The organism is Campylobacter gracilis (assembly GCF_018374135.1).
Lineage (GTDB): Bacteria > Campylobacterota > Campylobacteria > Campylobacterales > Campylobacteraceae > Campylobacter_B > Campylobacter_B gracilis_A.
Genome location: NZ_JAHAFS010000022.1, coordinates 1 through 17,610, shown reverse-complemented (window position 1 = coordinate 17,610; position 17,610 = coordinate 1). Strand labels below are relative to the sequence as shown.

The 17,610-nt window shown below is 47.5% G+C and carries 19 protein-coding genes; 15 read left to right on the top strand and 4 right to left on the bottom strand.

Annotated elements, in window-relative coordinates:
* The first annotated feature begins 113 nt into the window (after window positions 1-113).
* The 10 genes from argB (at window position 114) to cmoA (ending at window position 10,665) form a co-directional block, all read left to right on the top strand.
* Window positions 114-971, top strand: coding sequence for an acetylglutamate kinase (gene argB, locus KH703_RS09295; RefSeq protein WP_304295584.1), 858 nt, complete (start codon window positions 114-116; stop codon window positions 969-971).
* Between the two features lie 113 nt (window positions 972-1,084).
* A complete protein-coding gene (gene thrC / locus KH703_RS09290) occupies window positions 1,085-2,638 on the top strand; it encodes a threonine synthase (RefSeq protein WP_304295582.1) in 1,554 nt (517 codons plus the stop codon).
* Window positions 2,635-3,357 carry a 3-deoxy-manno-octulosonate cytidylyltransferase gene (gene kdsB / locus KH703_RS09285; protein ID WP_304295580.1) on the top strand — a complete coding sequence of 241 codons (723 nt, stop codon included), beginning with the start codon at window positions 2,635-2,637 and terminating at the stop codon, window positions 3,355-3,357. The genes thrC and kdsB overlap by 4 nt, the downstream gene beginning before the upstream one ends.
* The gene (locus tag KH703_RS09280; RefSeq protein ID WP_304295578.1) at window positions 3,347-3,484 is read left to right on the top strand and encodes a hypothetical protein; all 138 of its coding nucleotides are present in this window, start codon (window positions 3,347-3,349) and stop codon (window positions 3,482-3,484) included. The genes kdsB and KH703_RS09280 overlap by 11 nt, the downstream gene beginning before the upstream one ends.
* Window positions 3,481-5,487 carry an NAD-dependent DNA ligase LigA gene (gene ligA / locus KH703_RS09275; protein ID WP_304295577.1) on the top strand — a complete coding sequence of 669 codons (2,007 nt, stop codon included), beginning with the start codon at window positions 3,481-3,483 and terminating at the stop codon, window positions 5,485-5,487. The genes KH703_RS09280 and ligA overlap by 4 nt, the downstream gene beginning before the upstream one ends.
* A complete protein-coding gene (locus tag KH703_RS09270; RefSeq protein ID WP_304295576.1) occupies window positions 5,484-6,053 on the top strand; it encodes a hypothetical protein in 570 nt (189 codons plus the stop codon). The genes ligA and KH703_RS09270 overlap by 4 nt, the downstream gene beginning before the upstream one ends.
* Entirely contained in the window at window positions 6,050-7,234 is a 1,185-nt protein-coding gene (locus KH703_RS09265) for an SAM-dependent methyltransferase (RefSeq protein ID WP_304295575.1), read from the top strand. The genes KH703_RS09270 and KH703_RS09265 overlap by 4 nt, the downstream gene beginning before the upstream one ends.
* Window positions 7,224-7,736: a lipocalin family protein gene (locus tag KH703_RS09260; RefSeq protein ID WP_304295573.1), complete on the top strand. Its 513-nt coding sequence runs from the start codon at window positions 7,224-7,226 to the stop codon at window positions 7,734-7,736. Before KH703_RS09265 ends, KH703_RS09260 begins: the two co-directional genes overlap by 11 nt.
* Complete coding sequence (locus KH703_RS09255; RefSeq protein ID WP_304295572.1) at window positions 7,736-9,127, top strand: riboflavin kinase; 1,392 nt, start codon at window positions 7,736-7,738, stop codon at window positions 9,125-9,127. Before KH703_RS09260 ends, KH703_RS09255 begins: the two co-directional genes overlap by 1 nt.
* Before the next feature lie 833 nt (window positions 9,128-9,960).
* Window positions 9,961-10,665, top strand: coding sequence for a carboxy-S-adenosyl-L-methionine synthase CmoA (cmoA, locus tag KH703_RS09250; RefSeq protein ID WP_304295571.1), 705 nt, complete (start codon window positions 9,961-9,963; stop codon window positions 10,663-10,665).
* 38 nt (window positions 10,666-10,703) lie between these two features.
* On the opposite strand, the gene KH703_RS09245 is transcribed toward cmoA, so the two are convergent.
* The 3 genes from KH703_RS09245 to KH703_RS09235 form a co-directional block, all read right to left on the bottom strand.
* Window positions 10,704-11,099 (bottom strand): hypothetical protein, encoded by a 396-nt coding sequence (locus KH703_RS09245; RefSeq protein WP_304295570.1) that lies wholly within the window; start codon window positions 11,097-11,099, stop codon window positions 10,704-10,706.
* A gap of 395 nt (window positions 11,100-11,494) precedes the next feature.
* A complete protein-coding gene (locus KH703_RS09240) occupies window positions 11,495-12,049 on the bottom strand; it encodes a hypothetical protein (RefSeq protein ID WP_304295569.1) in 555 nt (184 codons plus the stop codon).
* The gene (locus KH703_RS09235; protein WP_304295568.1) at window positions 12,046-12,324 is read right to left on the bottom strand and encodes a hypothetical protein; all 279 of its coding nucleotides are present in this window, start codon (window positions 12,322-12,324) and stop codon (window positions 12,046-12,048) included. The genes KH703_RS09240 and KH703_RS09235 overlap by 4 nt, the downstream gene beginning before the upstream one ends.
* A 140-nt stretch (window positions 12,325-12,464) precedes the next feature.
* Between KH703_RS09235 and KH703_RS09230 the strand changes: the two genes are divergently transcribed.
* Window positions 12,465-12,725, top strand: a complete 261-nt coding sequence (locus KH703_RS09230) for a helix-turn-helix domain-containing protein (RefSeq protein WP_298021748.1) — start codon at window positions 12,465-12,467, stop codon at window positions 12,723-12,725.
* A gap of 149 nt (window positions 12,726-12,874) precedes the next feature.
* Here KH703_RS09230 and rpsO read toward each other — a convergent pair whose 3' ends face one another.
* Window positions 12,875-13,147 carry a 30S ribosomal protein S15 gene (gene rpsO / locus KH703_RS09225; RefSeq protein ID WP_005871877.1) on the bottom strand — a complete coding sequence of 91 codons (273 nt, stop codon included), beginning with the start codon at window positions 13,145-13,147 and terminating at the stop codon, window positions 12,875-12,877.
* 104 nt (window positions 13,148-13,251) lie between these two features.
* Here rpsO and KH703_RS09220 point away from each other — a divergent pair, with 104 nt between their 5' ends.
* From KH703_RS09220 to KH703_RS09205, 4 genes are all read left to right on the top strand, one after another.
* Window positions 13,252-13,665 carry an Rrf2 family transcriptional regulator gene (locus tag KH703_RS09220; RefSeq protein ID WP_297961825.1) on the top strand — a complete coding sequence of 138 codons (414 nt, stop codon included), beginning with the start codon at window positions 13,252-13,254 and terminating at the stop codon, window positions 13,663-13,665.
* Window positions 13,662-14,714, top strand: a complete 1,053-nt coding sequence (locus KH703_RS09215) for a DHH family phosphoesterase (protein ID WP_304295567.1) — start codon at window positions 13,662-13,664, stop codon at window positions 14,712-14,714. Before KH703_RS09220 ends, KH703_RS09215 begins: the two co-directional genes overlap by 4 nt.
* Complete coding sequence (locus tag KH703_RS09210; protein ID WP_304295566.1) at window positions 14,704-14,946, top strand: hypothetical protein; 243 nt, start codon at window positions 14,704-14,706, stop codon at window positions 14,944-14,946. Before KH703_RS09215 ends, KH703_RS09210 begins: the two co-directional genes overlap by 11 nt.
* A gap of 1,074 nt (window positions 14,947-16,020) precedes the next feature.
* Complete coding sequence (locus KH703_RS09205) at window positions 16,021-17,214, top strand: TRAP transporter substrate-binding protein (RefSeq protein ID WP_304295565.1); 1,194 nt, start codon at window positions 16,021-16,023, stop codon at window positions 17,212-17,214.
* Window positions 17,215-17,610: the final 396 nt, after the last annotated feature.

Here is a 17,610-nt window from a genome sequence, read left to right as displayed (position 1 = left end):
GCGCAGAAATTTCAGTGATTTTGTTAAATTTGAAGCTAAGCGAAAACTTTATCCGCAAAATTCAAAACTACATAAACCAAACTATGATAAAATAAGGTTTTTAAAGGAATTTTATGATAAAAAAGAGCAAAACCGCCGAAGTCATCATCTCTGCGCTGCCCTATATCCGTAAATTTAGAGATAAAATTTTCGTCGTTAAATACGGCGGCGCGGCGCAAACCGACGATGCGCTCAAGCTTGATTTTGCCCGCGACATCGTGCTTTTGCATATGGTCGGCATCAAGATCATCGTCGTGCACGGCGGCGGCAAAAAGATCAATCAGACCCTGGATAAGATCGGCGTGCAGAGCGAGTTTAAGGACGGTCTTCGCGTAACGAGTAAAGACGCGATCGAAATTACCGAGATGGTGCTAAGCGGCGCGGTGAATAAAGAGATTACGGCACTTTTGAACCAAAACGGCGCGCCCGCGATCGGTATCAGCGGCAAGGACGGCGGGCTTTTGAAGGCAAAATTTCTCGATGAGAAAAAATACGGCTTCGTAGGCGAGATCACCGAGGTAAACACCAAGCTGATAAACGACCTGCTGCAAAAGGACTATCTGCCGGTAATCGCCCCGCTTGCGGGCGGTGAGACGGACGAAAACGTGAGCTTTAATATCAACGCCGATCTCTGCGCCAGCAGGATCGCAGCCGCGCTAAAAGCGAGCAAGGCGATATTTTTAAGCGACATTGACGGCGTGCTTGATAAAGATGGAAATTTAATCAGCAAACTCGATGCCGCACTCATTTCGAAGCTTAAAAAGGACGGCACGATCGCAGGCGGCATGATCCCAAAGGTCGATGCGTGCCTGCAGTGCGTGCGAAACGGCGCAAATGCCGCGCATATCATCAACGGCAAAATTCCGCACTCGATCCTGCTTGAGCTTTTCACGGACGGCGGCATAGGAAGTTTGATAAAGGAAGAAATTTAGGCGCGAGTGCGGAGGCGGGAGGCTTAAAACCGCAATGCCGCGAGTCCGCGCAAAAAGTCCAAACGATCAAATTTAAAGCGCCTAGGCGGGCGTAAATTTTAAAAAGGAAAAAGATGAAACTGGTTTCTACGAGAGATTTTTCGCAAAAAGCCGATCTTAGCTACGCGCTGCTAAATCCGAGCGCGAGCGGCGGCGGTCTTTTCAGCCCCGAGCGGCTGCCGCTTTTGAGCGAGGATTTTTTTAAGCAGTGCGAGGATCTGAGCTACAAACAGATCGCGCTTAAAATCATCGAGAGTTTCGATTTTGACGTAAGCAGCGAGGTCTTTGAGAGTGCGCTAAAGCGCTACGATAAATTTGAAAATCCCGCCTGCCCCGTCCAGATCAAAAAGCTAAGCGAAAATGCCTATATTTTGGAGCTTTACCACGGCCCGACGCTTGCGTTTAAGGATATGGCGCTGCAGCCCTTCGGCGTGCTTTTAAAAAGCATCGCAAAAGCTAGAAATGAAAAATTTTTGATAATGTGCGCTACGAGTGGCGACACGGGGCCTGCGACGCTGGAGGCTTTTGCGGATGACGAAAACATCAAAGCGGTCTGCCTCTACCCACAGGGCGGCACGAGCGAGATACAGCGCCAGCAGATGGTCAAACAAAGCGCGGCAAATCTTAAAATTTTAGGCGTATGCGGCAACTTCGACGATACGCAGCGCGCGCTAAAATCGCTGCTGGCTGACGACGATTTTAAAAACGAGCTCGCGCGGGCAAATTTAAATCTAAGCGCCGCAAACTCGGTAAATTTCGGCAGGATTTTATTTCAGATCATCTACTACATCTATGCTAGTATCTATTTCTCAAAGCACGGCGTATTGAGCCCCGAACAAAATTTAAACCAAAGCGATCAGTGCCAGGCGTGCAGTCAAAATTTAGACGCCGCAGCGGGCGCAAACAGCGCGCATAGCGTAAAACCGAGCGCTAAATTTAACACCTTCGACGTCATAGTGCCTAGCGGAAATTTCGGCAACGCGCTGGGAGCGTATTTCGCCAAAAAAATGGGCGCAAAGATCGGCAAAATCAAGATCGCTTCAAACGCGAACAATATCCTAACCGAGCTTTTTACGCGCGGCATCTACGATCTGCGAAAGCGCGAGCTCATCCGCACGATCAGCCCTGCGATGGATATTTTAGTTAGCTCCAACGTCGAGCGGCTGCTTAGCGATATGTTCGGCGATGCGCGCACGAGCGAGCTGATGCAAAGCCTGGCGCGAGATAAATTTTATAAGCTTAGCGCAAGCGAGCTTGCGAAGCTGCGCGAGGTCTTCGAGGCGGATTTTTGCGACGATGCGCAGTGTGCTAAGTTTATCAAGCAAGAAAGCAGCCGCGGCGTGCTCGTAGACCCGCACACGGCGACCTGCTTTAAGCTGCTTGACGAAAGCCGCCTAAATCTCGTCATCTCGACCGCGAAATGGATTAAATTTACGCCGTCGATGATCGGCGCGATCAAAGGCAGGGCTTGCGAGGACGAAAGGGCCGATATGATCGCGCTTTCAAAGGAATTCCGCAGCGACATTCCGCCGCAGATCTCGCGCCTTTTTAGCGCGCCGCAGGTACACTCCAGCGTCGTGGAGCAAAGCGAGATCAAAAACGCCATAATGGAGTGGATAAAAAAATGATAGTAATCCCCGCGCGCCTTGCTTCGACGCGCTTTAAAAATAAAATTTTATGTGAGTTCGGCGGCGTGCCGATGTTTATCAAAACGGCTCAAAATGCCGCCAAGGCAGACCGCGTGCTAATCGCCGTAGATGAGCCGCAAATTTTAAAGATCGCGCAAGATTACGGCTTTGACGCCGTTCTTACTGCGCGCGAGCATCAAAGCGGCACCGATCGGATCAATGAAGCGGTCGCAAACGCAGCGCTTGCGGAGAACGAGATCATCATCAATATCCAAGCCGACGAGCCATTCTTTGAGAGCGAAAATTTGATTAAATTTAAAGATTTCGCCAACGCCATGATCGCGCAAAATGACGCATTTATGGCGAGCTGCTACAAATATATAAGCCCTCAGGCGGCGGAGGATCCGAATTTAGTCAAGCTAGTGCTCGATAACGCGGGCTTTGCGATCTATTTTTCGCGCTCGCTCATCCCCTACCCGCGCGCGGCATGCGAGTGCTACCTCGGACACATCGGCATCTACGCATACAGCGTGCGAAATTTAAAGCGGTTTTGCGCCCTGCCCGCCTCAGCGCTGGAAGATACCGAAAAACTCGAGCAGCTTCGCGCCATAAGCGCGGGCGAGAAGATCGCGATGCTAGGTATCGAAACCAAAAGCATCGGCATCGACACGCCGGCTGATTACGAGCGCGCGCTAAAGGAGTTCGGCAATGGAAATTAAAATTTACCCGTTATGCGCCGCAGTGTTTGGGACGCAGAGACCTGCCGCGGAGCGTAAAATTCTAACGCGACGTAAAATTTTAACGGAGCGTGGAATTTTAAAATTTAAAGATGCGAGCGCAAGATGAATTACGATGAATACAGATCCGCGGTAGATACGCTAAATGCGTGGGCGCGGGCATATTACACCGACGATCGGCCGATCGCAAGCGACGAGGAGTACGACGAGCTTTATTCGCAAGCGGAGAAATTCGAGGAGCAAAACCCCGCGCTCGCGCTGCCCTACTCGCCCACAAGGCGCATCGGAGGCGCGATCAGCGAGGGCTTTTCCAAACTCGCTCACGGCGCGCAGATGTGGTCGATGGAGGATATTTTCGACGACGCGGATCTTTTGGCGTGGCTAGCTCGCGGCGAGAAGAGCGGCGCGCAGTTTTACGTCGAGCCGAAATTTGACGGCGCGAGCTTAAATTTGACCTACGAAGGCGGCGTGCTAATAAGCGCGGCGACGCGCGGCGACGGGCTTATAGGCGAGGACGTGACGCAAAACGCAAGAGCGATCAAATCGGTGCCGCTACAGATCCCCTACGCGGGAAGGATCGAGATCCGCGGCGAGACGCTGATCGCAAAGAGCGATTTTGACGCGCTAAACGACGAGCGCGCCGCAAACGGCGAGAGCCTGTTTTCAAACCCGCGCAACGCCGCCGCGGGAAGCCTGCGCCAGCTGGATAGCGCGATCGTAGCGAAGCGGAAGCTAAAATTTATCCCGTGGGGAGTGGGCGAGCATTCCTTAAGTTTTGCGCTGCACTCGCAGATAATGGAGTTTGTGCGCAGTCTCGGCTTTTTGCGCGATGAGTTTTGCCGCATCTGCTCGGGCGCAAGCGAGATCAGGGCTGCGTACGAGGCGCTGCATAGCATGCGCGCGAGCAAAGACCTGATGCTAGACGGCATGGTAATCCGCGTAAACGAGCTTTCAAAGTGCGCGCAGATGGGCTATACGGTGAAATTTCCGCGCTTTATGGTCGCGTATAAATTCCCCGCGGTCGAAAAGGTAACGCGGCTGCGCGAGATCAATCTGCAGGTCGGCCGCACCGGCGCGGTCACCCCCGTAGCCGTCGTAGATAGCGTAAATATCGACGGCGCGAACGTTTCAAACGCGACGCTTCATAATTTCGACGAGATCGCGCGGCTGGGGCTGATGAAAAACGATTTCGTAGGCATCATCCGCAGCGGCGACGTGATCCCGAAGATCACGAGCGTTTACAAACAGCGCAGAGACGGCACGCAGAGCGAAATTTTGCGCCCCGATCGCTGCCCGGTTTGCGGTGAGAAGCTACTTGACGAAGGCGCGCTCATAAAGTGTCAAAACCTCGATTGCAAGGCGCGCGTGATAGGCTCGCTGATCTATTTCTGCTCCAAAAAATGCATGAATATCGAAGGGCTAAGCGACGCGACGATCACGCAGCTTTTTGAAAGCGGCAAAATTTCAAAGATCAGCGACATTTACGCCCTCAGCGCGCAGGATTTGGCGGATCTTGAGGGCTTTGCGGATAAAAAAATTTCAAATCTTTTGGGCGCGATAAATGCGAGCAAAAACGCGCCGCTTGAGCGCTTCATCGCCTCACTCGGGATCGAACACATCGGCGAGGTGGCCGCGCGCAAGATCGCCGCGGCGTTCGGGCAGGATTGGCTGGATGCGAGCGAGGATGGAATTCTGCGCCTGGAGGGCTTTGGAGAGGCGATGGCAAGGAGCCTAGCGGAGTTTTGCAAGATAAATCGCGAAAAAATTCTAAATTTAAGCAAAATCATCACGCCGCGCGCGCCCCATATGCAGACCGTCAAAAGCGCCTTCACGGACTGCAGCGTCGTCATCACCGGCACGCTCAGCCGTCCGCGCGACGAGTTTAAGGCCAGGCTTTTGGCGATGGGCGCGAAGGTGCAGGGCTCGGTATCTGCCAAGACCGACTTCGTGCTTGTGGGCGCGGACGCGGGCTCCAAGCTGCAAAAAGCTCGCTCTCTAGGCGTACGGATAATCGACGAGAGCGAGTTTGAAGCGCTTGCGAGCCTGGCGACGCCCGGCGTAAATTCGCCCGGCAAGAGCGAGCCCGAAGCACTTGCGGAGAGCGGCGAGTGAAGAATTTTTGCTTGGTGCCAAACCTGCACGCAAACGGCGTGGGATTAAATTTTAAAAGCGGCTTCCGCCCTGCGGCGCTTATATCTTTTACAAGGCGCGAGAATTTTAAAAATTTTATGGCGCACGAGCAAGTGGCAAAAGCAATAAATCGAGCGGTCGATGTAAGATCGCTGGGCTCTAAGGCGTGCGTAAAAACGGCAGACCGAGAGGCGGTTTCTGCGAGGCACGCGGGCTATACTTGCCGCGGCGCCAAGACGGCGCGCACGATGCCCATAGATGCGGCTGTAAGCAAGAATATCTCAAATTTTGCGGCGCTAAAACACTGTGCCAATAGGAAAAATTTTAAAATTTTCGCTAGCGGCAAGATAAAATTTGCAACGCACGGCGAGCAGAAACCTGCAACGCGCAGTATGGCTAAATTTGCAGCACGGCGCGGGCTAAAATTTGAGCCTTGCAGCGCTGCTGCACGCGACTTTGCTATGCGCGATAAAATTTCAAACTCAAGCTCGCACAAAAGCTGCGTAAGCTTTAAAATTTCATCGCCGCGCGGAGAAAAGATAAAATGAGATTCGATCTGCTCGTCGCAAATACGCTTAAAATCAGCAGAAATCAGGCTGCCGCGCTGATAAAGCAGGATAAAATTTTGCTGCGTGGCGCCGTGCAAAACAGGCCCTCTGTGCAGATCGCGCCCGAGCAGAGTGGCGAAATCAGCGCGATTGATCAAATTTACGTAAGTAGGGGCGCACTCAAGCTTGCGGGCTTTCTGGACGAGCTCGCCGAAAACGGGCTTTTAGCAAGCTGCGGCGCAAATTTGCCTAACTCGGCGGCAGAAATTTCAAAACCGTGCAGCGGCGCAAAGAGCGCGGATAGCAAAGCGGCAGCGACGCAAAGAGTGGGCGAGGTAACGACGCAAATTTCAAGTGCAGATTTTGCGGCTACGAATAAAATTTTGAGCGCGAACGAGGCTGATAAAATTCCAAGCGCGGCTGCCGCGACGATAAAGGGCTCCAAAGCGACTACCGAGGCGATCCGTACCGCAAAAACTAGCGCCGAGACGGCGGAGCTTTCACAAACCGGTACAAGCAAGCAAACGGTGAAATTTTTACAGACGAGCGCAGGCGCCGAGACGACAGAGATTTTAAATGCGGCGAAAGCCTCCAAATCGGGCGGCAAGGCGGGCACGTGCCGCAGAGAAAGCAGCGCGGAGCTGGTACAAACAAAGCCCTCGCAAAAAGATATTTTAAATTTAGCGGGAGCCGATGTTTTGGACGTAGGCAGCAGCACGGGCGGATTCGTGCAGATTTTACTGCAGCGCGGCGCAAAGAGCGTGACCGCGCTTGACGTCGGCAGCTCGCAGCTAAGCGAAATTTTGCGGCACAACCCTCGCGTGATCGTGCGCGAAAAGACCGACATCAGGGAGTTTGCAAGCGAGAAAAAATTTGATCTCATCACCTGCGACGTGAGCTTCATCTCGCTAAATTTGATCTTAAAAAGTCTCGCTAGCCTCGCAAAAAACGCTCTCATCGTGCTATTTAAGCCGCAATTCGAGGTGGGCGCGGAGATCAAGCGAAATAAAAAAGGCGTGCTCAAGGACGAAAAAGCGGTGTGTGCCGCGCGAGCGAAATTTAAGCGGCTATGCGCCGAGCTGGGGCTTGCTGTGCTGCACGCTAGCGCCTGCAAAATCACGGGCAAAGAGGGAAATAGGGAATTTTTCTATCTTCTAAAAAGGATGAGCGATGAAATTTAAAAACTTAATTATATTGGCGTTTTGCGCGCTATTTTTGGGCTCATGCGCCAAAAGCCTAAGCCCGAAAGCGCCGCTGGTAAAAAACTTCGACATCGCTAAATTTAGCGGCGGCTGGTATGAGATCGCCCGTATAAAGGGCGGTAGCGAGCTGCAAAACACCGCGTACGAGTGCTTCGTCGATAAAAATTCTACGATCAATCTTCTAAAAACCGCTAAAACAAGCTCTGGCAAAATCGAAAACGAGCAGCACGTGTTGGAGTTTGCGGGCGATAAAAGCGTAGGTCTGCTCTATCAAAAAGGTCTGATTTCCGACTCCCTCTACCGCGTGGCGCAGGTGGACGGCGACTATCGCTACGCCCTGATCTTCGGCGCCGATACGAGCGAGCTGTATATCCTCTCGCGCACCAAAACCCTGCCCGAGCCGATCCGCATCCTCTATCTAAAAAAGGCGAAGCACAGCGGCTACGACACCAAAAAAATCGTCTGGACAAAGCAGAAGTAATGGCTAATCAAAAATCAGGTAAAGACCATACAGAGGCTTCGCTGCGGAATTTTAAAGAGCAAAATTCTACGGAACGAAATTCCATCGCACAGAATTACAACTTGCAAAATTTTGTGGAGCGAAATTCCGCAAGCAATGGAGAAAATTCATCTCAAAATATCAAACGTACAAGACAAGAGCTCAGTGAAAATAAAACCGACGATGCGCACCGCGCAGATGAAGCAGACACTGCTTGCAGTAACGAAACGGCCTGTGGCGACACTTGCGGCAATGGCGTAGACGCGCAAGCCCAGGGCATGCTTCCTGCTTGTGCGGAAGTACTACGCGCGCGCCTAAGCGAGCAGTTCACACGTGGCGAGATTTTCGCAACGCTACAAGGCGCAAACCGCGATGACGTGCACGCCGTAGCGATCGGTAACTTCGACGGCATGCACCTTGGACATCAAAAATTATTTGAGCGTCTAGGCGAGCACGGCGCAATAATCGTAATCCTAGCAGGTGGTGGCACGAAGCTAACCCCTTTTGCGTCACGGCAGGCATTTACGAACAAAAAGATTTTTTATTGCGATCTACGCGCTATTAAAAGCCTTAGCGGAGGCGAATTTATCGCACTTTTAAGGCAGAATTTCATAAATTTACAAAAAATTGTCGTCGGCGAGGACTTTAGATTTGGGCGTGATCGGGCGTGGGACATAGAATTTTTAAGACGCGAATTTCGCGGGCAAACCTGCGTCTTAGGGGAGTTTTGCTTAAGCGGCGGTGGCGTGCATTCAAGCAGGATCAAAGAGCTTTTATTGCACGGTCGGTGCGAAGAGGCGGCGGAACTTTTGGGGCGAGATTACGAGATCTGTGGGCGGATCGTGCGCGGTCAAGGGCGCGGGGCGCGGGAGTTCGTAGCGACGCTAAATCTTGATGCGAGCGGCTATTTTATGCCAAAAAGCGGCGTTTACGCAACCGTCACGAGCGTGTGCGGCACAAACTACAAAAGCGTGAGTTTTGTGGGAGAGCGCCTTAGCACCGATGGGGCTTTTGCGCTTGAAACGCACATTTTAGGGAACTTTGCGGGCTTTGAGGCGGGTTTAAATTCCGCGCAAGATCACGCGCCGTGCTGCGGGAGGCAAGTCGCACATTCTGCGCAAAATTTAGATGAAATTTCTACGCGTAATTCAGTAGAAATTTCTACGCAGAATTTTGCGGCGAGCGAGAGCTTGGACGCCGAAAATAAAAATTTAGAGGCTGCGGACAAAAACAGCGGCGCGAAATTTGCCTGCGTGAAATTTATAAAGTTCCTGCGCGAAAATCGCAAATTTAGCGATCTAGCGCGGCTTAAAGAGCAGATTTTAAAAGACGCTAGGGAGGCGGAGGCGGTACTACGAAGCCGCAAATTTTAATCTACGGCTTGTAAGCTTAAAGATGAAATTTGCGGGCTGTGCGCTTTGAATTTAATGCATCCGTCTGCATTTCACATCTACGGCGCATTAAATGAGCCGTCTGCGTCGTCCCGTATAAAAGTCGTGCGCCCGTTGTCACTGAGAATACTTGGTGCACCGCCTATATGGCCTTTAACGCACCTTGGGCTTAGGCTTATGTAAGACGAGGCAAGTGCAAGCTGCGCTAGAATTGAGGGCAATAAAAAATCTTAGTTGCGTTGCGAAGCTTTAAAATTTAGCAGGGCTGAGCTGCCGAGCAAGAGCCAAGCGGCTAAATTATGCACCTAGCTAAACGCTGGATTTTGTCAAGCGGCCTCATTTTGCGGCGCGTAAAATCGCAAAATGGGCGCGAAATTCTACCAATAGAGCTTTGGCTATGCTTTTGTTTAAGTTCGTAATTAAAGAATTTAAAGGAGCTGTTTTGGCAGTGCGAGATTTGGTGGCGTAAAATTTAATGCTGAGAAATTCTAAGCCCACTAAATACGGCGTAGAATTTTAAGGACGTATTTGCACGGCGCGGAATTTTAAGGCCTGTCAAGCAAGATGTGAAATTTAATCGCGCACCGAGCGTATCGCAGCTGGGGGGGCTAGGCGCAAGCCATAGCACGCCACGCTTTCAAAAACCAAAAACCCTTGCGCCGCGGATAAAATTTGAGCATTTTGCCGCGCACAGCAAATACGGGCATGTTATGCGTAGCGGCCGCAGACCTGGCGTCGCGCAGACATGAGACAAAATTTCGCTCGCGACGATAAATCGGGCGCTGCGCAAATAGCAAAGCCAAAAAAGGAAACAGATGAAAGACGAAATTTTTAAAGAGCCTATCAAAAAGCAGTTTGAGTTTGACGCCAGCGTCGCGTCGGTTTTTGATGATATGATCGGGCGCAGCGTGCCGTTTTATGAAGCTAGCACGCGGCTTAGCAGCGAGCTTTTGGCGCGGATGCTGCCGCAAAAGGCCCGCGTGATCGATCTTGGCTGCTCGACTGCGACTGCGCTGCTGGCGCTGTTTGCGCTGCGCCCCGATCTGCGGCTGTGCGGCATCGATAGCTCGGAGGCGATGATACAAAACGCCCGCGCCAAGGCTGCGGCGTTCGGCGCGAAGCTCGATCTTAGCGTATCGGACGTGCTGGATGCAAGCCTCGCGGACTGCGACGCCGTGATTTTAAACTACACCCTGCAGTTCATCAGACCGCCGCGCCGCACCGCGCTCGTGAGTAAAATTTACGACGGATTGCGCGAGGGCGGGGTTTTGATCTTTAGCGAAAAGATCATCTACGAAGAGCCTGCGCTCGCGCGTCAGATGATCGAAATTTACGAGGATTACAAGCGCGCGCAGGGCTACTCGCGCTACGAGATCGCACAAAAACGAGAGGCGCTTGAAAACGTGCTCGTACCCTACACCGAGGTGGAAAACCGCGCCTTGGCGCTAAGCTCGGGCTTTAAGCGCGTCGAGAGTATCTTTAAATGGGCGAATTTTATGAGCTTTGCGGCGTTTAAATGACCTCTCTATACCTTCTAGAGATACTTTTACCCTAAAATTTATCTATATTTGGCACAACCTTCCTTGCTTACAGATAATTCAAATATATTTTTTCCATCTTCGGTTTTATAAAATGAAGTGTGCTTGTTAATATAGTCAAAAAATCCACCCATATTTAAAAACCTACAAAACTGTAGACTCGCATTATTAGCCATGTGATTTTCTAATTCTTCAATACTCATATTGCTATTATTTAGAAATAGATTTGTCAAAATCACTACTCTGTTCAGATTCCCATATTCATCGCAAAAAGGTTCATTTATAATAATCATGTTTTGCTGATTTATAGGATATTTTTCATAACTTAAAATTTGTTGCAACGCTATATTGCAACTTTGTTTATTTGCAGAAAAACAACAAGAACATAAAACTAAAAAGGCTAGTACTTTTTTCATTTTTAATTCCTCTTATTAAAATTCACAATAATTTTTTCCAAAAAATATAATATACAGATTATTATCGTTGCCGCGATAATAACCCACATATCCAAATTCATAACCAAATTGTTCATATCTACAACTTTCCATAGTTGCATACATGCCATTTATCATATAAGATTTGGCTGTTATTATAAAACATATAGAAATCAATAATATTTTCATGACTACCTTCCTTATGAAAAAATTCTCACAATAAAAATGATTGCCGAGAAGATAGAAAGCCACTTAAAAAGCCTATTTAATAAAAATATATGATCTCTATATGGGTTATACGGATTGAACGATGGTCTAAAACTCATACAGTATAATAGGAAAAATATAATTGAGATCAAAAGTGACATCTATGCTCTTTATCTGTACATATCATTGATTACTATTGAATTTAAAACCTGATATATTGTATCTTCTAGGGTCAATAATTTCTGCATATCAACAGAAACAAAATTTATTTCTATAAGATAGTCTCTATAGAATACAAAATATGTATTATTATAGCTTGTAATTTCTAGATTTAATCTCTTTCCTAAAATCTCACTTACCATACCAACAGCTGGTAAATTTTCAATAACTAGCATATCACAAGAAATTAACCGCGATAGCATATTATTTTTAGACATATCCACTATATTGGACTCACAAAATTCTTTGTAATTAGTTTGATTCAATTCTACTCCCACAAAATCCGGTGATTTATATATTAGGACCATAATTATATTTAAATTTGTATCTATAAATTTTAAAACCACATTTGGCCTATAACCATCCTTCAATATAAAGGAATTAGGAATTCCTATTTTCAAATCAAGACCTTTCGCCTTAGGATTATTTTGAGTGGAATAATAGGTATATCCGCCCAATGAAAATGCACTCATAAAAAGAGCAATCATGGAAATAATAGCTTTCATTTTTGCTCTTCTTCCGTATGCTCGCGGCCAATCTTTCTGTAAAAGAAAAAATAAAGTCGTTTGGTGATCCAAATAAAAAATGAAAACAGCGCCAATATGAGTATTGGTCCCATTTTTAGGTTATTAAATAAAAGCAAAAAATTTAGAGATCCAACTACTATAAAGAAAGTAATGAATCCTAAAATGCAAGCCAAAATAAAGGCTACAAATTTTTTCATATTTACCTCTTTTGAATTTATTGCTTTTTTATAAAACAAAGTTACAAATCCATCCATGATTTTCATTTAAAATTAAAAAAATTTCAAAATTACATCATTTACAATTTAATCCCTATAGAAATAATCGCTGATGGAAATTGAAAAAGCATTATATAAGAACTAAACTTATAGAAAACTTTTATATAGGAATTATTTCTATGCTTTCTTTGCCGCAAATAACTACAAAAGAAGAAGATGAAGAATTTTTAAAAATCGTAGCAAGCAATGTTAAGAGAATACGCCAAGAATGTGGTTTAAGCCAGCTAGAAACTGCTCTAAGCATAGGTCAAGCTTCAAACGGATTTTACGCAAACATGGAAAATTTCACAGATCAAAAACGATTCAATTTGCTTCATCTATACAAGCTCTCGAAGCTTTTCAGGTGCAATATAGATGAATTTTTTAAAGATATAAAATAACAAAAAGTATGACTCGCAAATAAAAACGCCTGCTTTGGGTTTAAAATCCCAAAGCAGGCACTGTTGCAGCAATAAATTTAAATGCTACCGATGACAAATTTTTAGTCCATTCATAGCGATGGAATTTCAATCGCCGCGAGCAAAGGAGCTTATTTATCTCTTAAATTTAACTCGCTAACGAGCTTGGAATAAACTGCGTAGTCTTTGTTTTTGAGATATTTCATCATCCTTTTGCGCTGGCCTACTAGCTTTAGCAGTCCTAAACGTGATGAAAAATCTTTCGGATTTGCTTGCAAATGAGTAGTAAGAAGCGTGATCCTCTCGGTAAGAAGCGCGATTTGCACCTCCGCAGAACCTGTATCTTTCTCTCTTCTAGCGAATTTCGCAACTATCTGTGCTTTTTGAGCCGTGTCTAAAGCCATGATGACCTCCTGATCGGTAAAATAGGAGGCAATTATACTTAATTAACCTAAATTTTTGCTTTCTTTGTGTAAAATGCACGCTTTGACACCAAAGGAGAAAATAAATGCTTTTTACAAAAGCAAGCGAATACGCCCTGCTTTCAATGATCTGCATCGCGGGCAAGGAGGAATCGATGGATGTCGATTCGATCTCTAGCGAGCTTGGAATTTCACGCAGCTTTTTGGCTAAAATTTTACAAAATTTAGCTCGCGCGAAACTTTTGAATTCCTTCAAAGGCGCCAAGGGCGGCTTCGTGCTCGCGCGCAATGCGGACGAGATCACGCTAAGCGAGATCATCAAAAGCGCCGAAAGACGCAAGGCGACGGTATTTGACTGCACCGCCGAAGGGATCGACGCCTGCCCGAACGGTCGCACGCTATGCCGCGTCAATCTAATGTTTGGCGAGCTTCAAGAGAAAGTCGATGAGTATATGGATACGATCACGCTAGCAGACATCATCGGCAAAGAGCGCAAATGAAAATATATCACCTAAGCCACACTGATCTGGACGGCTACGGCGCGCAGTTCGTCGCGGCGCACTACTTGACGGACGTGGAATTTTTAAACGCCAACTACGGCAAGGAGATAAACGAAAAATTTGATCTCATCCTCGCTCGTATCGACGAGCGACTCGCCGTAAACGCAGACGATAAAAGCCTGGTTTTAATCACCGATCTAAATTTACTGCCCGCGCAATGCGAGAAATTTAGCGGCGAGCTGACACGTCGCAACGCTCGCATGATCCTTTTGGATCATCATCAAAGCGGGCTTGAGTGCGCGAAAAAATTCCCGTGGTATTTCCTGGACTCTTCGCGCTGCGCCACGAAGATCACCTATGATTTTTTCAGCGCGATGTTCGGCGGCTCGCCGCGGCTGGATAAACTCGTGCGCGTCGTAAATGCCGTGGATATCTGGCTTAAAGACGAGAGCGAGTTTGAGCTCGGCAAGGTCTGCCTCGGCATGGTCTCGGGCGCGAAAGAGATCAATAAAATTATGTTTGAGCGGGAGAGCAGGGATTATATCTTTTTCCTGTTAGAAAAAATTTTTAAATTTCAAGATGAGCCGGACGCTCACATCACGCTAGATAGCGCGCTGCACGGCATAAAGAAGGAATTTTTTAGAGGCGAGCGCGACGATACGCTAAGCAATCTCGTCTCGCATTTCGTAGTCGCCCGCCTAAGCGCGCAAAAGCAGCGCTTTGAGATCAGCTACCTCGATAAAAAGGGCATTTTGACCTACAATATCGGCAACGTAAGCGTCATCGGCAACGACTTTTTGACGCAAAACCCTGATGTCGATTTTTTCATCGACGTAACGAGCAAGAAAACACTCAGCTTCCGCGCAGACGGCAAGATCGACGTTAGCGAAATGGCAAAGCTACTCCTCGGCGGCGGCGGGCACGTAAACGCGAGCGGCGGGATGTTTGCGGGCTTTAAGGACGCGAGCTCGTACGAAGCCGTAAAGGCGCAAATCGTGGATCTGATCGAGAAAAAAACCCAAATTTCAAAGGAAGAAGATGAAAACTAATGACGAAAAAATCGCCGAGCAAGACCTCATCTACGAGATCAACATCCTGCTTGACGCGATGCTGCTCTACGCGGGTGTGAAACGCGATCGGCTCGCTGATGCGGCGCAGCTATATATCGAAAACATCGACACAGTGCTTGCGAACTCGGACGCTAGCGGCGCGGATGAGGTAATCGCCGTGGTCGAGTTTTTGCATAGCAAACACGCGGAGTTATTTGAAAATAAGGGCTAGCTCGCGAAATTTTAAGCGAAATTTTGCGAGCTAGAATTTTACGAAGCGCAGACTATGCGGAGTAAAATTTCATTTAGCGCAGAAATTTATAGAGCAAGAAATCCGCGAGATAAAATTTTGCTAAATAGAATTTCTAAAACGCAAAATACGGAATTTTGCGGATTTAGATTTAAAATTTTAAAATTTAGCAAACAAGCTTTGCGAATAAAATTTTAAGGCATGGCGGCTACAGAATTTTGTTTTAAAATTTTATGCTGTCAAACAAGAGCAAAATTTCAAGGCTTAGAATTTACGTTAAGAAATTCCGCGCAATAGCAAATTTAAAATTTTAAGTGCATTTTGCGGCACGGAATTTTGCAAAAAAATTTTAGACAACGCGGGGTGGCTCTGCGTAAAATTCTAATCTAGGTTTCGCGAGGAATTTGCATCAAAACTCCGCGCGGAATTTTGTGCTTAACTAAGGCGCAAAATTCAAATATAAAGGCGCACTCTCCGCTTGCCAGTGTGGCGCGAAGATTGTGCAGATTGCGGAATTTTAAATTTAAAAGCACGATTCTGCCGTCTAAGATCAAAGAAATGGCGTGGCATCCAGGCTTGCCGATAATGACAAAGCTCGCTTTGAAAGGAAGGGAAAATTTTATCTGCAAAAGCGCAGAGATGGCATTTTAAGATACTTTTGTCATTTCTAAGCGAAAAAGATCCGAGCTGGAAGCTTTTAAGAAAGCGCGCTTGATAAAATATTATCGCTAGATATGATGCAGGTGCAGGTAAGTACGCCCGAACGCAGCGAAATTAAAACGAATGCGGCGCTCTATAGTCGCAAAGCCAGGCATTGTAAAATAAAAAGCTTGGGCAGGGCGCTAAGAAGTAAAATGTCGCGGAATAAGACATTTGCAGAGCAAGGTGCCTATAAGATGAAGCGTCGTAAAATAGAATAGCAAAGCAACACGTGGATAAAATAGACACCGTGAAGCAGGATTTAGTAGCAGTAACGCAGGACGCGAGTAAATTTTAAGCCGGCGGCGCGCTAAATTTTGAAATTTTATGAATTTAAAACTTTATGAAAGGATAGAAATGAAAAAGATTTTTTTGTTTGCATGTCTCATGCTTTTGGGCTCGCAGCTTTTCGGCGACGATAAGGTCTATCGCCTAAGACTTGCTAGTACGTGGGAGGCTACTACGCCCGTTTTGGGCGCTGCCGCCGAGGATTTTAAAAACTATGCCGAAAGCCTTAGTGGCGGCAGGCTTCAGATCCGCATCGATACGCCGAGCAAGCACAAGGCAAGCTTTGGCATATTCGACTTCGTCAAAAGCGGTCAATACGATCTAGGATATACTTCGCTTTATTATTATAAAGGCAAAGACGCCAAAACTATGCTCTGGACGGCAGTGCCTTTCGGTATGACTACCGATGAGCAGCATGCGTGGTACTACTATGGTGGTGGGCGAGAGCTTAATGATAAGATGTTCGCGCAATACGGCATGAAGACCTTTTTGATGGGATCTACCGGCATGCAAATGGGCGGCTGGTTTAAAAAAGAGATCAACTCGGTCGCAGATTTGCAAGGGCTTAAATTCCGCATACCGGGGCTAGGCGGAGAAGTGATGAGCAAGCTAGGTGCCACTATAAACACGGTGCCTACGGGCGAGCTATTTATGGCGTTAGAGATGGGCACGATCGACGCGGTCGAGTGGGTAAGCCCTGTCTATGATATGCCACTTGGATTTCACAAAGTGGCTAAATACTACTACACAGGCTGGCAAGAGCCTATGGGAGACTGCCAGCTGCTGGTAAATCAAAAGGCGCTAGAGAAGCTGCCTGCGGATCTTCAAGCGATCTTAGAGGCTGCAGCAAGACTTGCTGGCGAGAACTTCCAAAATAAGGGCTTTTACGAAAACGCTCGCATTTGGGCGGAGCTAAAAGCGCAGTTTCCGGACGTGCAGGTGCGTGACTTCCCTGCGGACGTGATAGCCGCGCTTAAAAAAGCAACGAATGAAATCTTAGACGAGGAAGCGGCGAAAGATCCAATGTTTAAAGAGATCCTAGACAGCCAGCGCGCGTTTTTGAAAATCGGTAGAGAATGGAATAAAATAAGCACCGTAGCCTACATAAATAACGTAAGTGGCATCGCGGGCGAAAGCATAGCAAATCCAATCTCCGCAGGCTCTAGCGGCACGACAAACCCAGATTCTGCAAGCAGCGAAAATCACAGCGCTGCGAGCGATTCTAATGCGACGGACGGCAAAAATTTAGGCGCGACAAAGTAAAGCGGGCGCTGCGAGCGATAAAAATTAAAGCGAGACGAACAGACCGGCACAATAAGTAGCTCAGGCGCGACGAGCGGCAGAAATTTTAACTACTTTTGCATAAAGTAAATGGAATTCTGCCGCAGCAGCTTTGGCGCAATAGCTTTAACATCGCAAGCGGCGTGATCTGGCGCAGCAAAGGGCTCCCGCGTGAAAATAGAATGCCAAAAACACACGATAAAATAAAATTATAAAAATTCCGAGCTCCAAGCACGGCGGAATTCGGAATTTTAAATCTAAAATTTTAAAATCAAAATTTATGGATTTCAGACGGAGCGCGAAACTACTCCGGTTATGCTAGAAACCGGTATTTGCGACCATTAAGACTAAAAGCCGCGTCTAGCGCTTTAAAAGCCT

Coding starts and splice junctions, on each gene's coding strand:
- argB (WP_304295584.1), top strand. CDS start 114: ATGATAAAAAAGAGCAAAACCGCCGAAGTCATCATCTCTGCGCTGCCC.
- thrC (WP_304295582.1), top strand. CDS start 1,085: ATGAAACTGGTTTCTACGAGAGATTTTTCGCAAAAAGCCGATCTTAGC.
- kdsB (WP_304295580.1), top strand. CDS start 2,635: ATGATAGTAATCCCCGCGCGCCTTGCTTCGACGCGCTTTAAAAATAAA.
- KH703_RS09280 (WP_304295578.1), top strand. CDS start 3,347: ATGGAAATTAAAATTTACCCGTTATGCGCCGCAGTGTTTGGGACGCAG.
- ligA (WP_304295577.1), top strand. CDS start 3,481: ATGAATTACGATGAATACAGATCCGCGGTAGATACGCTAAATGCGTGG.
- KH703_RS09265 (WP_304295575.1), top strand. CDS start 6,050: ATGAGATTCGATCTGCTCGTCGCAAATACGCTTAAAATCAGCAGAAAT.
- KH703_RS09260 (WP_304295573.1), top strand. CDS start 7,224: ATGAAATTTAAAAACTTAATTATATTGGCGTTTTGCGCGCTATTTTTG.
- KH703_RS09255 (WP_304295572.1), top strand. CDS start 7,736: ATGGCTAATCAAAAATCAGGTAAAGACCATACAGAGGCTTCGCTGCGG.
- cmoA (WP_304295571.1), top strand. CDS start 9,961: ATGAAAGACGAAATTTTTAAAGAGCCTATCAAAAAGCAGTTTGAGTTT.
- KH703_RS09245 (WP_304295570.1), bottom strand. CDS start 11,099: ATGAAAAAAGTACTAGCCTTTTTAGTTTTATGTTCTTGTTGTTTTTCT.
- KH703_RS09240 (WP_304295569.1), bottom strand. CDS start 12,049: ATGAAAGCTATTATTTCCATGATTGCTCTTTTTATGAGTGCATTTTCA.
- KH703_RS09235 (WP_304295568.1), bottom strand. CDS start 12,324: ATGGATGGATTTGTAACTTTGTTTTATAAAAAAGCAATAAATTCAAAA.
- KH703_RS09230 (WP_298021748.1), top strand. CDS start 12,465: ATGCTTTCTTTGCCGCAAATAACTACAAAAGAAGAAGATGAAGAATTT.
- rpsO (WP_005871877.1), bottom strand. CDS start 13,147: ATGGCTTTAGACACGGCTCAAAAAGCACAGATAGTTGCGAAATTCGCT.
- KH703_RS09220 (WP_297961825.1), top strand. CDS start 13,252: ATGCTTTTTACAAAAGCAAGCGAATACGCCCTGCTTTCAATGATCTGC.
- KH703_RS09215 (WP_304295567.1), top strand. CDS start 13,662: ATGAAAATATATCACCTAAGCCACACTGATCTGGACGGCTACGGCGCG.
- KH703_RS09210 (WP_304295566.1), top strand. CDS start 14,704: ATGAAAACTAATGACGAAAAAATCGCCGAGCAAGACCTCATCTACGAG.
- KH703_RS09205 (WP_304295565.1), top strand. CDS start 16,021: ATGAAAAAGATTTTTTTGTTTGCATGTCTCATGCTTTTGGGCTCGCAG.